The organism is Komagataeibacter medellinensis NBRC 3288 (assembly GCF_000182745.2).
GTDB lineage: Bacteria > Pseudomonadota > Alphaproteobacteria > Acetobacterales > Acetobacteraceae > Komagataeibacter > Komagataeibacter medellinensis.
In genome coordinates, this window is sequence record NC_016027.1 from 1,106,399 (window position 1) to 1,119,353 (window position 12,955).

General features: G+C 64.5%; 13 protein-coding genes. 5 read left to right on the forward strand and 8 right to left on the reverse strand.

The window, feature by feature from the left end:
* Nucleotides 1-6: 6 nt before the first annotated feature.
* From cheB to GLX_RS16480, 6 genes are read right to left on the reverse strand one after another with little or no spacing between them, the layout of a single operon-like run.
* Nucleotides 7-1,101: a chemotaxis-specific protein-glutamate methyltransferase CheB gene (gene cheB / locus GLX_RS05030; RefSeq protein ID WP_014104932.1), complete on the reverse strand. Its 1,095-nt coding sequence runs from the start codon at nucleotides 1,099-1,101 to the stop codon at nucleotides 7-9.
* Nucleotides 1,098-3,206, reverse strand: coding sequence for a hybrid sensor histidine kinase/response regulator (locus GLX_RS05035; RefSeq protein WP_014104933.1), 2,109 nt, complete (start codon nucleotides 3,204-3,206; stop codon nucleotides 1,098-1,100). Before GLX_RS05035 ends, cheB begins: the two co-directional genes overlap by 4 nt.
* A 10-nt stretch (nucleotides 3,207-3,216) precedes the next feature.
* Nucleotides 3,217-4,899 (reverse strand): methyl-accepting chemotaxis protein, encoded by a 1,683-nt coding sequence (locus GLX_RS05040; protein WP_014104934.1) that lies wholly within the window; start codon nucleotides 4,897-4,899, stop codon nucleotides 3,217-3,219.
* A gap of 6 nt (nucleotides 4,900-4,905) precedes the next feature.
* Nucleotides 4,906-5,445, reverse strand: coding sequence for a chemotaxis protein CheW (locus GLX_RS05045; protein WP_014104935.1), 540 nt, complete (start codon nucleotides 5,443-5,445; stop codon nucleotides 4,906-4,908).
* Entirely contained in the window at nucleotides 5,442-6,818 is a 1,377-nt protein-coding gene (locus GLX_RS05050) for a CheR family methyltransferase (RefSeq protein WP_148268634.1), read from the reverse strand. The genes GLX_RS05045 and GLX_RS05050 overlap by 4 nt, the downstream gene beginning before the upstream one ends.
* A gap of 11 nt (nucleotides 6,819-6,829) precedes the next feature.
* Nucleotides 6,830-7,447, reverse strand: coding sequence for a chemotaxis protein CheW (locus GLX_RS16480; RefSeq protein WP_014104937.1), 618 nt, complete (start codon nucleotides 7,445-7,447; stop codon nucleotides 6,830-6,832).
* A 128-nt stretch (nucleotides 7,448-7,575) separates the two neighbouring features.
* Here GLX_RS16480 and GLX_RS05060 point away from each other — a divergent pair, with 128 nt between their 5' ends.
* From GLX_RS05060 to GLX_RS05080, 5 genes are all read left to right on the forward strand, one after another.
* The gene (locus GLX_RS05060; protein ID WP_014104938.1) at nucleotides 7,576-7,983 is read left to right on the forward strand and encodes a hypothetical protein; all 408 of its coding nucleotides are present in this window, start codon (nucleotides 7,576-7,578) and stop codon (nucleotides 7,981-7,983) included.
* Between the two features lie 30 nt (nucleotides 7,984-8,013).
* Complete coding sequence (locus tag GLX_RS05065; protein ID WP_014104939.1) at nucleotides 8,014-8,688, forward strand: cell division ATP-binding protein FtsE; 675 nt, start codon at nucleotides 8,014-8,016, stop codon at nucleotides 8,686-8,688.
* On the forward strand, nucleotides 8,688-9,629 hold the full coding sequence (locus GLX_RS05070; protein WP_014104940.1) for a cell division protein FtsX: 942 nt from the start codon (nucleotides 8,688-8,690) through the stop codon (nucleotides 9,627-9,629). Before GLX_RS05065 ends, GLX_RS05070 begins: the two co-directional genes overlap by 1 nt.
* Entirely contained in the window at nucleotides 9,608-10,294 is a 687-nt protein-coding gene (locus GLX_RS05075) for a YdcF family protein (protein ID WP_014104941.1), read from the forward strand. Before GLX_RS05070 ends, GLX_RS05075 begins: the two co-directional genes overlap by 22 nt.
* A gap of 75 nt (nucleotides 10,295-10,369) precedes the next feature.
* Nucleotides 10,370-11,101, forward strand: coding sequence for a lysophospholipid acyltransferase family protein (locus tag GLX_RS05080; RefSeq protein ID WP_014104942.1), 732 nt, complete (start codon nucleotides 10,370-10,372; stop codon nucleotides 11,099-11,101).
* A 217-nt stretch (nucleotides 11,102-11,318) separates the two neighbouring features.
* Here GLX_RS05080 and phaR read toward each other — a convergent pair whose 3' ends face one another.
* Together phaR and gloB are read right to left on the reverse strand one after the other, a co-directional pair.
* Complete coding sequence (gene phaR / locus GLX_RS05085) at nucleotides 11,319-11,858, reverse strand: polyhydroxyalkanoate synthesis repressor PhaR (protein ID WP_041247636.1); 540 nt, start codon at nucleotides 11,856-11,858, stop codon at nucleotides 11,319-11,321.
* A gap of 301 nt (nucleotides 11,859-12,159) precedes the next feature.
* Nucleotides 12,160-12,888, reverse strand: coding sequence for a hydroxyacylglutathione hydrolase (gloB, locus tag GLX_RS05090; RefSeq protein WP_014104944.1), 729 nt, complete (start codon nucleotides 12,886-12,888; stop codon nucleotides 12,160-12,162).
* Between the last annotated feature and the right edge of the window lie 67 nt (nucleotides 12,889-12,955).

The window sequence follows — 12,955 nt, forward strand, 5'->3', positions numbered from 1 at the left end:
GCATGGTCATGGGTTGGATGGTCCTTCAGAAGGGAGCGGGCTGCCCGCCATGATCCGCAAAATATGCGGGGCGATTTCATGCACTGGCAGGCTGATGCAGGCAGCCCCCGCGCGTTCGGCGGCACCGGGCATACCGTGGATGACGGCAGTGCTGCGATCCTCCGCGATCGTGTAGCCGCCGCGTGCACGGATACGGCCAAGGCCATCCACGCCGTCCTCGCCCATGCCGGTCAGCAGCACGCCCAGCGCGTCGGCACCGAATACCTGTGCAACGGAGGAAAACAGCACATCCGCCGAAGGCCGCTGCCCCTGCACGGGCGGCCCGTCATGCAGCACGACCTCGCCCCGCGTGCCAACACTCATGTGCTGGTTACCCGGCGCCACCAGCACGCGGCCCTCCTCCAGCGCCATGCCGTGACGCGCCAGCATGACCGGCAGCGCCACCTGCTGGTCCAGCCACTGGGCAAACCCTTCCATGAAGGCAGCCCCCATGTGCTGGACCAGCACCACCGGCAGCCCGAAATCCGCTGGCAGGTCACCCAGCACACGGGCAAAGGCAGTAGGGCCGCCGGTGGAGGCCGCAAGGGCAAGAATACGCGGGTGAATGGCCAGCGGGCGTGTCCACATGCCCTTGTGGCGAAAGGGGTCGGCCTTCATCAGGCGGCGGCGGATCACGGGCACCTGACTCATGATATAGAGTTGGGTTGCAATACCCTGCGCCACGGCAACCCCGGCAGCGCCCGACAGGCCCTGCGGCTTTTCCAGAACTGCCAGCGCGCCCGAGCGCAGCGCGTTCATGGAGACATGGGTCGCCTGCCCGCCCAGCGTATCACTTACGATCACGATGGGGGTGGGAAAATGCGCCATGATCTGGCGCGTGGCCTCCAGCCCGTCCATGCCGGGCAGGCAGATATCCATCGAGATCACATCAGGCCGCAGGCGCGGAACAAGGCGCAGTGCTTCCTCCGCCGTTTCCACCGCCTCCGCCAGTTCAAGGCGCGGATCGCCCGCCACCACGCGCATGAGCAGGTGGCGCAGCACGGCCGAATCCTCCACGATCAGCACGCGGCGCGGCGGCTCGGCGGTGGAGACACGACTCACAGCAGACCCTTTATGGTGTCGATCAGTTCGCCCTGGTCGAATTTCTGCTTGGTCAGATAGGCACGCGCGCCACCTTCCATGCCCCGGCGTACGTCCTCCCCATCATCGCGCGATGTCATAAGCACTACGGGAATACCCGCCAGATGCGGATCGGCCCGCATCGTGGCCAGCAGGGCCAACCCGTCCATGCGCGGCATTTCAACATCGGTCACCACCACATCCACATGCCGCGAGGACTGCTGGAGCAGGCCCAGCGCTTCCTCCCCATCCACCGCCAGGCACACGTCATAACCATGGGACTGGAGGATCGTTTTCTGCAATGTCCGGGTCGTGATCGAGTCATCGACCACCATGACCAGCGGCGCATGGCGCTGGGCGGCGACCGGTGCCGGTCCCTCACCATCACTGAAACGCACGCCGCCGCCCGCACCCCGCAGCCGCCAGCGCGCGAACAGCCGGTCGGGGCTGATAATGAACACCGGCTGATCCTCGCGCGGCCAGGCAATGCCGGGCACCAGTTCGTTGTCCAGCCCCACCGCCGTGGCGTCGGATACCAGCAGCGTGCGGACATCAAGCATGCGCTCCACCGCAAAACCACAACGCACGCCGCCCACTTCCATCACCGCTACACTGACCGCGCCATCGCACACGGGCAGCGGCGCATCCTCCTCCCCCACAAAGGCCCGCAGGGGGACAAGGGGGACAAGTTCTTCTTCCGCGTGTTCTTTCTGCGCGGAAGCAGGCCGCACCCCATCGGGCGGGTGGGGCACCACGGCAAAGGGCATGTTGTTGAGCAGCCGGATTTCATCACGCCGCACCCGCAGCAGATGGCGGATCACGCGACCGGGCAGGCCTATGGCCTGGCCCGCGTTTTCCACCAGTAGCACGGTGCGCTGCCGCTGCGAGACAGGTACGGTCAGGGTTACGGTAGTACCGGCGGGCTGGCGCTGTTCCATACGCACGGTACCATGCAGCGCGCGCGCGGCCTCCGCCACCACCGAAAGCCCAACCCCGCGCCCGGCCAGGGTATCGGCCTGCCCGCGCGTGGAAAAACCCGGTTCAAACACGCGCGCCAGAAGCTGGCGGGCATCAAGCGGCGCATCGGCATGCACCAGCCCCTGCCCTGCCGCCCGTGCCGCAATGGCGCGCAGGTCCGGCCCGCGCCCGTCATCACTGACCGCGACCTGCAGCCGCACGCCGGTCAGGGTCACGGCAATGGTGATGTTGAGGTGCTCGGGCTTGCCGGCTTTCAGCCGCTGGGCGCGAGTTTCGTATCCATGCACGATGGCGTTGCGCACCAGATGCAGCACCGGGTCACGCAGTGCCTGCATCACGCGCCGTTCGGTGTGGACATCCATGCCGTGCATGTGCACGTCCACCCCGCCATCCGACCCGCCATGCTCACGCGCAATGCTACGCGCCATGGCGGCAAGGGAGCCGAACACGCTGCCAGCGGGCACAAGGGTCACAGCATGCACTTCCTCCCCCAGCCGCAGAAGGGCGCGATCAATCTGGCCCGCCATGAGTTCACGCTCGCGCCCCACAGCCATGAGTCGGCGCGTCATACGCGCAAACTCGGCCACGGGGTCTGCGCGCATGCGTTCGGGGGCATGCATGACGGCACGCGAATCCGCCAGCAGGTCCATGACCTGCGCCCATAGCCGCTCCTGCCGGTCCGCAACCGACAGCAGGTCATGCACCGCCGTGGCCAGCGCATCGAGCCGCGCCACGGGCACCTGTACATAGGCCGGGTTTTCAGCCGGTGTAGCCGGGGTTTCGGGCGCATCCGCCGCAACGATGCCTGCTGCCATGAGCAGGTCGATCTCGTCCAGCGTGTCGGTTATGGCCTGGCAATCGGCCGCCTGTGCCGGGGCGTGGCTTGCCAGCAGGGTGGACAGGCGGTTTTCCAGCGCATGGGCAACACCCTCCACCACCGGCAGTTCTACCGCACGCGCCGCTCCCTTGAGCGAGTGGATACGGCGGAATATCTCAGCCAGTCCCTGCCCATCCGGGCAGCCCTGGGCCACGATGGCGCGGATGGTGCGTAGATGGTCACGGTATTCCGCGTCAAATACCGCCAGAAGCTCTTCGCGCAGGTTCTCCACAATACCGCCGTCAGGTCCGGTAGCGCGCGGAGATGGTCAGCAACTGCTTGGACAGCTTGCCAAGGTTGCTGGCCGAGACTTCAAGGTTACGGGTTCCCGCCGATGTCTGCTGGCTGGCCTGGCGAATGCTCTGCAGCGCGGTCATGACCTGTTCGATGCCGATCTGTTGCTGGTTGGTGGATGCCACGATCTGTTGGAAGGCATGCACGCCCTCCTCGATGCCACCGGTCATGCGCTCGATGGTACGGTAGGCGATGTCGGTCCGCTCCTTGCCCGCTGAGACACGCTTGACCGCTTCCTCCGTCAGCATGACCGATGTGTTGATGCCGCGCTGGATGTCACCCAGTATGGCGCGCACGTTCTGGGTCGCATCGCGCGACTGGTCGGCCAGGATTTTCATCTCGGCGGCCACCACGGCAAACGAGCGGCCATGTTCGCCCGCTGCCGCCGCCTCGATCGCGGCATTCAGCGCCAGCAGGTGTGAACGTTCGGACAGGTCATTGACAGCGGCCACGATCTCGCTGATCGCCTCGGTCCGTTCGGAAAGGGCGACGATGTTGGATGCCACCGCCTCCGCGCCATCATGGGTATAGGCCATGGCGCGCGCGGTTTCCTCCACTGCTTCCAGCCCGCTGGCCGAACTGTGGACAATCACCTCCGCCGAGGAAATGACCTCACGCGCGCGCTTGCTGATCTGGGCGCCGGAATGGGTGATCTCGTCCACCGTAGCCGCCGTTTCCTGTACTGCGGCAAACTGTTCTTCCACACTTGCCGCCTGTTGCTGGGTGGAGGCACGGATCTCGGCCACGGCGGCATCAAGGTTCTGGGTCACGTCACCGCTCTGGCGCGCGATCTCGCGCAGGCCGTCGATCATGCGGTTCAGGCCGGCGGCAAGGCGGGCGACCTCGTCACGCTCCTCGCCCATGCCGCCCACCTTGGCGCGGGTGGCAAGGTCGCCCTGCCCCACGCGCTCCATCACATGCATGATGGAGGAGATCGGCTCCATGATCGAGCGCCGCGTCCAGAAGGTCACGATCAGCGCCACCACCACCGCCAGCCCCATGCCGATGGCCAGTGAGCGACGGCTGTAGTCATACGATGCCGCACCCTGCGTTTCGGCCACCTGCACGCCATGGTCCAGCAGGGACGCCGCACGCCCCACCAGCAGGTCAATCGACTGTTCGCGGCTGTCTATGCGCGAGGCCTGTTCGCGCACGCTGGAGTCGTTGCCTGCCCGTATGGCCTGGAACAGCATGCCCGCGCCATGTGTATCCATCTGGAACTGGCTCGAAATATCACGCAACTGGCTGGCGACGGTATTGAACATCTCACGCTGGTCATTGCTGCGGGCAAGACGGCCGGCTTCCTCCGCACGCGAGAGCACACCCGCCAGCAGGCCATCTGCTTCACGCGCCTTTTCGTTCCAGCTGGCAATGGCATCTTCCAGCACGGCGGGGGCGGTCTCGAAATCATGCGCGTAATAATGCGCGAGAATGGCGAGACGGCGGGCCACGAGGTCGTTCTCGTTCGCACGGATATGCGTCAGTTCGCGGTAAACCGACAGGTCGCGGGTGACGATGATGGTCATCTCGTCGCGCACTTCGCGGATCTGCCCCAACGCATAGATGCCCAGCGACACCAGAAGCAGCACCCCGACCATGAAACCGAACAGCAGGCGATTGGCGATTGTCACGGTAATTCAGACTCCGACATAACGGGAAGAGAACAGGCGGGCGGGATCGATCACGGTCAGGCGGCGGCCATCGGGCAGGCTGGCCTGCGGAAAGCCTGCGGGCGTGAGCGGTATGGGGGTGCCGGTAATGTCCACCGTACCGGCGGCCGATGTGGCCAGCAGCGCGATCCGTCCAAGCGGAATGCTGGAGACCGAGCGCAACAGCAGCATGACACCCGCCTTTTCCAGCCTTTCTCCCCCCAGCAGCACCGACAGGTCAAACACGGTGTACAGATCGCCCTGATAGCCATGTACGCCCTGCACGCCGGGTGGGCAGTCGGGCCTGCGGGGCATGTCGTTCCACACCGGGTCGGTCACACGCAGCACGGCGTGGAGGTCTACCCCACAGGGCTGTTCCGCCACATTGACCATGATCAGCGCGCGGTGTGGCGCCGCCTGCACACCCACCTGCGCACGGCCCGCCAGTGCGCGCGCGCGTTCATGCAGCACGCGCCGGGCAAAGGCATCACGCCCACCATCCGGGGTGACCGTCACGTGCCCCTTCATGATGAGACCGGGGTATGGCTGGGCAGCAATGCATCATCCATATGGTGCACCAGGCGCAGCAGGCCGCCTGCCGTCAGGCCATCACCTTCGGGCAGCGCCATATCGGGCGCGCAGCGCCGGGCCAGCGCGACCATCTGCTGGCGGATCCGCAGCGCTTCCACACCTACGCCCGCATCTTCAAGCAGGCGGGCAAGGTAACAGCGCGCCATGACATGGTCACGGCACAGATAGATCACGCGGCGGAACGAGACCTCGGCCTGTGCGAGGCACCCTTCCCCCCATGCCAGCACCGCAAACAGGAAATGGATGCGCGCATCAACCGGGTGGCGAGCAAGATGGTCACGGCACATCTGCATGGCGCGTGCCACATGACCATCATCGGCGGTGCGGCGTATGGCGGTGGCAATAGCGGCACTGTCCACCTCCTGCGTCCCATCCGGGACGGGAACGATACGCCTACCGGCCCGTACGGACTGCCGCTGCACCTGGGGCGGACAGGCCTGCCGCACATCAGGCGCGGACGCACGGAATGCCAGCGTACCGGGCAGGCGCACAGTATCGAGCCATGGGGAAAAATCCGTCACCGGTTCCGAATGCCCCAGCAGCAGCCAGCCCTGTGGGACAAGGCGCTCCGCCATGGCGTGGACAAGGGCCCTGGCCTGGTCCTGTGCAAAATAGATCAGCACGTTGCGACACAGGATCAGGTCAAAGGGACCAGCGGGGCCACCATCGGGGCGCAGCATGTCCAGCACGTTGCTGTAGCGAAAGGTGACCATGCGGCGATAGCGTTCATGCAGCCGCCACAGGCGCGCGCTGACGGGCGCAAACCACGCTGCCCGCCGGGCGGGCGCGATATCGCGCAGGGTCCACGCACTGAATTCGGCCCTGCGGGCCTGTTCCAGCGCGCGGGTACTGATATCGGTGCCCAGTATCTCGATCTGCCATGCCTGTGCATCCAGCCCGGCTTCTTCCAGCAGGCGTGAAAGCATGATGGCGATGGAATAGGGTTCCGCCCCGTTGGAACAGCCTATACTCCAGATACGCAGATGGCGCGTGACCTGCGCCCGACGTACAAGCCCGGGCATGATGGTATGTTCCAGTGCCGCGAACTGTTCGGCATAACGGAAGAAGAAGGTCTCCCCTATGGTCAGGATGGATTCCAGTTCCCGCCATTCCGCATCGCCCCGCGCACCATCAGCCAGCATGGCCAGATAGTCATGGCAGGTCTGGCAGCCGTGCAGGTGCATACGCGCACCCACCATTTCCTTCAGCAGATCGGTCTTGTCCGTATAGTAATGCAGCCCTGTGCGCCGGGTTATGGCACCCAGCAGCTTGCGCAGCCCTGCGGGCGGAAAGGCTGCGGGCGGAAACACAGGGCGTGTGCTCATGGGGCATTCTTACCGATAACGGCAGGCCCACCGCCGGGCAGATCGGCATTCTCGCTGCCCGCCCACAGGGCGGCACGCTTGCGGGCACGGAGCATGAGGCTGTCCAGCCGCATCTGTTCCTCATCATTCACGATGTCGGTCATGCGTAGCATGAAGGCCATGTTCCCATCCGCCAGTTCCAGTTCCCGCCCCGCACCCTGTGTCGCCCTCAGACCGCCGTTAATCACCGTATGCGCGCCCCCATCGGGCCGGACCACATCCAGTGCCGCATCAACCACCAGCCCCACGCTGCCCCCGCCGGGCAGGTTGCACAGCAGCAGCGGGCGGTACAGCAGATCGGTCGGCGCGCGTACGGCCTGCGCGCGCGTACCCAGCAGCACCCCCATGTCCAGCGCCGCCACCATGGCCGCCCCCAGCCTGAAACAGCCTGATATATGGGGCATTTCCATCACAAGCGGCAACAGTTCGGGCACCGGCATGCATTCGCGCACCGCCAGCCCCGTCGGCAGGCCATACAGTTGCGTGCCCACCCGGAAGATCACAAGCGGGGACACCACCGCGCGGGCTGGCCGGTATTCCCTGCGTGGCTGTGGCGTGGCGTGATCCATCGGCATGATGCAACCTGCTGTTTACCATATCCACAAGGCAGAAGTTTGCATTTAAGACAAGCCATCGCTACCTCGGTCTGGAATGCATTTCCTACAATCCGGGGAAGCTGCCCCATGGCCGGAGTCTTGTATTGATGGACAGTTCCTTTTCCAACCGCGCGCATGATGGCGCATTATCACCCAATAACAGGAACGTGGGCGGCCTGAACGTGTCGCGCATCCTGCGCGTGGCGGTATGGGCGGTGTTCTATTTCCTGTTCTATCTGGTGCAGCAGGTCTCCGAACTGGTGGCCCCGCTTGTGCTGATCCTGGGCATTGGCTGGAGTGCGCTGCCGCATATCATCGGCATTGCCAACGGGGTGGCGGGCAGTGACCCGCAGACGCGGGACATGATCGCCCATGTGGCCCACTCCATTCCCGACCATGTGGAGATGGGCTCGCACCTGCTGACCCCGTCCTCGCTTGTATTCGACGGGTTGCTGCTCATGGCGGCCGCCGCCCTGTGCGCGACACTGTCCACCATTGCCGCGCGCACCATGTAGGCCATAGTGAAAGGTTGAGGGGCAGCCCGCATGTTCCGCCTGCATGATGTCAGCTATACCTATGTCGGCAGCCGTACCGGGGGGGCTGCACTTTCGCATGTCAGCCTGGATGTGGCGCAGGGGGAATTCCGCTGGCTGCTCGGCCCGTCGGGGGCAGGCAAGTCGTCGCTGCTGTCCATCCTGTCGCTTGAGGTACATGCCACATCGGGCATGGTGGAGATACTGGGCGTGCCGGTCATGCACGCCCGGCGCGCGGCCCTCGCGCGCCTGCGCAGGCGGATCGGGGCGGTGCGGCAGGATTTCGGGCTGCTGGCCGACATGAACGTGTTCGACAACGTGGCCCTGCCGCTGCGCCTGCAGCACCGCGCGGAAGCCGAAATCCGGCACGAAGTGCATGCCATCATGAAATGGGTGGGGCTAGAAAACCGGCTGGATGCGCTGCCGCCACAGCTTTCGGGCGGCGAGCAGCAGCGCGTGGCCATTGCGCGCGCGGTGATCTACCGTCCCGGCCTGCTGGTGGCCGATGAGCCGACAAACGCACTGGATGAACGCCAGGCCGCGCGCCTGATCACCATGTTCCACCGCCTGGCGGAACTGGGCACCACCATTGTGGTCGCCACACATAATGACGCCATCGTACGCAAATACCCTGCACAGGCCATTGAACTGGCGCATGGCCACATGGTGCGGGAATATAACGGCTAATGGCACGACAGCGCTATCATGACGGGCTGGCCCTGCGCCAGGCTCTGCCGGGGCAGTTCCTGCCCTTCCTTGTCGCGGCCATGGCGTTCCTGGCGGCACTGGCGCTGGCGGGCGGACTGGCTGCCCATGGCCTTTCACAACGCTGGACCCATGGCGCGGGCGCGGTCACGACCGTGCAGGTTCCAAACCCCGATGACCCGGCCAGCGCCGATGGTGCGCCCCCCGCCACAAGCCGCATCGCGGCGGTACAGGCCATCGTGTCCGCCACACCCGCAGTTACCGCAGCACACCGCCTGAGTGCTGATGAACTGCGCGCCCTGCTCGCGCCATGGATCGAACAGACGGGCGACCCCACCCTGCCCCTGCCCGCCGTAATCGAGGTCCGTACCATGATCGGCCAGTCCCTGCCCGCCGACCTGCCGGCCCGTCTGCAGGCCAGTGCGCCGGGTGTCATGGTGGAGCATGACAGCGTATGGAGCGACCGGCTGGCGGCCCTGGCTGGCAGCCTGCAGGCCTGCGCGCTGCTGGCGGTGCTGGTGGTGATGACGGTAGCGGCGGGTGTGGTGATGGCGGCCACACGCGCGGGCCTTCAGACACGGCGGCAGGCCATCGCCCTCATCCATTCACTGGGTGCGACCGACAGCTACATTTCCGGTCGCTTCGCCACCCGCGTGGGGCTGCTGGCTCTGGGCGGGGGACTGGGGGGCAGCGTGCTGGCGTTGCCCATGCTTGTAGTCCTGTCATGGCTGGCCGCCCCGTTCAGCGCCATGGGCGATGCCCCACAGCCCGCCACCATGGACTGGCACGACCCGCAGACCTGGGCCACCATGCTGCCGCATGCGCTGCTGTGGATGCTGCTGGCGCTTCCCCCCGTTGTCTCCCTTACGGGCTGGGTCACCACGCAACTGACCGTGCGGGCATGGCTGCGCCGCCTGCCATGACACGCCTGCCATGGCCCGCCACAACCCTTACGCGCTGGCGCAGCGGGCTTGCCGCCTGCATGGCGGGTGCAGTACTGGCATGGGCGGCGGGGCTTGCATGGTTCACGCACGATGCCATGCGCCCGGCCATGCCGCCGCCGCATGCCGATGGCCTTGTGGCGCTAACGGGTGGGCAGGGCCGGATCGAGGAATCCCTGCGCCTGCTGGTGCGCGGCCATGCCGACCGCCTGCTTATTTCCGGTGTGGATCCGCATGCCACGCGCAGTGATTTCCTGCGCCACCTCCCCCCCCCCGTTCCCGTGGATGCATGGACCCGCACCACGCTGGGCACCCGCGCAACCTCCACGCTGGGTAATGCGGACGAAACGGCAGCCTGGGTGCATGAATATGGACTGCACAGCCTGATCGTAGTCACGGCGGGCTATCACATCCGCCGCGCCATGCTGGAGATTTCACGCGCAGTGCCCGGCGTGCGACTGTATGGCTATCCCATCCGTTCGCCCGTCCTTGCGCATCCCCTCCATCCCGCAACAATACGGCTTATGGTGGTGGAATACGACAAATGGCTCCTTGCCTGCCTGAATATGGTACGCCTGACCCGCCCATTGCACGGACTGGTCAACCATACCGATACCCGCCCCGACACTACCGGCGGCCCCGGCTGAGGCCCCCATTGCGGCTTGCAGCCCCCTGCCTTTTCTGGTGTTAGGAAAAACCATGCCCATTTATGGACCTGCTTCATGACCATACTGCGCGCGCTTGTATTCAACCTGTATTTCGTGCTGCTCACCATCGTGATGGGCATCGGGGCCTTTCCCATCCGGCTGTTCGCCCCCCGCCTGGCGCTGGGCTATGCCAAGATGTGGACGGGGCTGACCCTGCGCGGGCTGCAGCACATCTGCAACATCAAGATAGAGGTGAGCGGGCGCGAACACCTGCCACATGGCCCCTGCCTGCTGGCATGCCAGCATCAGTCGGAATTCGATACGCTGGTATGGATGAACCTCGTACCACGTCCGACCTATGTCATGAAGCGTGAACTGGAACGCATTCCGCTGGTTGGACCCATGCTACGATTGAGCGGCATGATCCCGGTAGACCGGGACGGCAAGGCGAAGGCTCTGCGTGCCCTGCTGGCTGCCACCGACGCAGCGGTAGCCGATCAGCGCCAGATCATCATCTTTCCCGAAGGCACGCGCACGGCACCGGGCGCGCCCATCAGCCTGCAACCAGGCATTGCCGCCCTTTCGACCCATACCGGGCTGCCGGTCATCCCGGTTGCAACCGATGCGGGGCTGCACTGGAAACGCAATGCCCTGATCAAGCAGCCGGGCACCATCCACATCGTCATAGGCCACCCCCTGCCAGCCGGCCTGCGCCGCGCACAGCTGCTGCCTGCCATAGGGGATGCGTGGCGGCACCTGTGCACCGATAACGGACTGCCTGTACCCGCCCCCCGTGAAAGGGTCTGAGAAAAACAGAAAAGTTCTTGAATGCTGCCTTTTCCCAAAAAAGACGACGTTTTTTGAAGCCTTTTGAACAAAGCTTCATCAAAAAACTTTCTTATGATTACAGGATGGTTTCCAAGCAGGCTTTTAAACAGCTTCAAGGAGTCATTCTAAATTACGCTTTCACCTGAGCAAACCCGCACCCTGCCATTGCGACCGGAGGCAAGAGGTTGATCCCCGCTCAGTCCGAGCGGGATTCCTCCTTTTTTTCCAGCCGGGCCTGCAGCGTTGCTACCTGCTGACGCAGGTCCATAATTTCGTGCAGCAGGTTTTCGGCTGTGCGATCACCCATCTGCTCCACGGCATAAAGCGATGTAAACAGCGACATCGCCTGTCTTACCACGACAGCATTTTCCTGCCCAAGCTGGTCCAGTTCACCAGATGTAACGGATGAGTCGGGGTCATTCATAAACGCGACCATCATACGCTCGAGGTACTCGGAGACCTCGCCCTGCCGCCTATCACCATAACAGCGGATAAGCTGACGCAGGAAGGCGACCGGCAGCATGGCGCGGCCACGCGTTTCCTCTTCCAGCATGACCTGGGCCAGCACGCCGCGGGTTATGTCATCGCCCGTACGGGCATCAAGAATGACAAAAGCACGGTCCTGCCTGACCATCTCCATCAGGTTCTCGAGCGTGATGTAAGCCGATACCTCGGTATCGTACAGCCGCCGGTTGGCATATTTCTTGATAATGACGGGGGCTGAAGAGACCGACAAATGCCTTCCTTTCGCATGGATCAGAGCCTGCGGCCCCATTACGCCATGGTGTCACTTTTCATGAACAGTTCATGAAAACACGACGTTCCACCCTTAAGGCAAAATACATGTCGCGACCATGTACCCGGTCCGGCAATCCCTTTTTTTAATTTTGGTCCGCAATGCTGTCCTGCCTACACCCGCCAGGGGTACCGGAAGGGGATTTTCCCGGCTTTTCCCGCCATGGGCGGCTGGGGCCATGGCATCGTGGCCGATGGCGGGAGAACGGGTGCAAGGACACGCGGAAATATGACATATTGTATCAAAAACTGTCTTTCTCCCGGCGTAACCGCGCCAGGGTTGCCACATCAGGCGCGCGCAGGAACGGGTTCGTCGCGCGTTCCACCCCCAGCGTCACTGGCACGGTGGGCTGCCCTTCACGGCGCAGGGCATCCACTTCAGCCGCCCGCCTGCGCACGTCCGGGTTGGCCGGGTCCACATGCAGGGCAAAGCGCGCGTTGGACTGCGTGTATTCATGCCCGCAGCACACAAGCGTGCTGTCCGGCAGGGCCTTGATGCGTTGCAGGGCGTGGAACATGTCCTCCGGCGTGCCCTCAAACAATCGCCCGCATCCCATGCTGAACAGCGTATCGCCACAGAACAGCGCCGGGCCAGCCGGGAAGTAATAGGATACCTCACCCGTCGTATGTCCCGGCGTGGCCATGACATGGGCCACCGCCTGGCCCAGATGCACGCAGTCACCATCGCGCACCGCAATATCCAGTGGCGGTAGGCGGTGGGCATCGGCGGCAGCCCCCACAATCCTGGCACCATAACGTGCCTTCAGGGTCGCCGCCGCCGCTATATGGTCGGCATGGTGATGGGTGAGCACGATCAGGTCCAGCCGTCCGCCAGCCGCATCGATGGCTGCCACAAGCGGGGCTTCCTGCGCCGGATCGACCATGCCGGCCGTCCCGGTCGCGGCATCATGCACGAACCAGGCGTAATTGTCCGACAGGATGGGAATCGCCCTGATGGAAAGGGTATCCATGACTGTTCTCCCTGCTGCACGACCATGCCCGGCCCACCTTACGTGATGGTCGGGGCTATGGGGTGTG

What these genes read in the sequence shown, in the direction of transcription:
- GLX_RS05080 (WP_014104942.1), top strand. Translation starts at nt 10,370, where the DNA reads ATGACCATACTGCGCGCGCTTGTATTCAACCTGTATTTCGTGCTGCTC.
- GLX_RS05070 (WP_014104940.1), top strand. Translation starts at nt 8,688, where the DNA reads ATGGCACGACAGCGCTATCATGACGGGCTGGCCCTGCGCCAGGCTCTG.
- GLX_RS16480 (WP_014104937.1), bottom strand. Translation starts at nt 7,447, where the DNA reads ATGCCGATGGATCACGCCACGCCACAGCCACGCAGGGAATACCGGCCA.
- gloB (WP_014104944.1), bottom strand. Translation starts at nt 12,888, where the DNA reads ATGGATACCCTTTCCATCAGGGCGATTCCCATCCTGTCGGACAATTAC.
- GLX_RS05075 (WP_014104941.1), top strand. Translation starts at nt 9,608, where the DNA reads ATGGCTGCGCCGCCTGCCATGACACGCCTGCCATGGCCCGCCACAACC.
- GLX_RS05060 (WP_014104938.1), top strand. Translation starts at nt 7,576, where the DNA reads ATGGACAGTTCCTTTTCCAACCGCGCGCATGATGGCGCATTATCACCC.
- GLX_RS05065 (WP_014104939.1), top strand. Translation starts at nt 8,014, where the DNA reads ATGTTCCGCCTGCATGATGTCAGCTATACCTATGTCGGCAGCCGTACC.
- GLX_RS05045 (WP_014104935.1), bottom strand. Translation starts at nt 5,445, where the DNA reads ATGAAGGGGCACGTGACGGTCACCCCGGATGGTGGGCGTGATGCCTTT.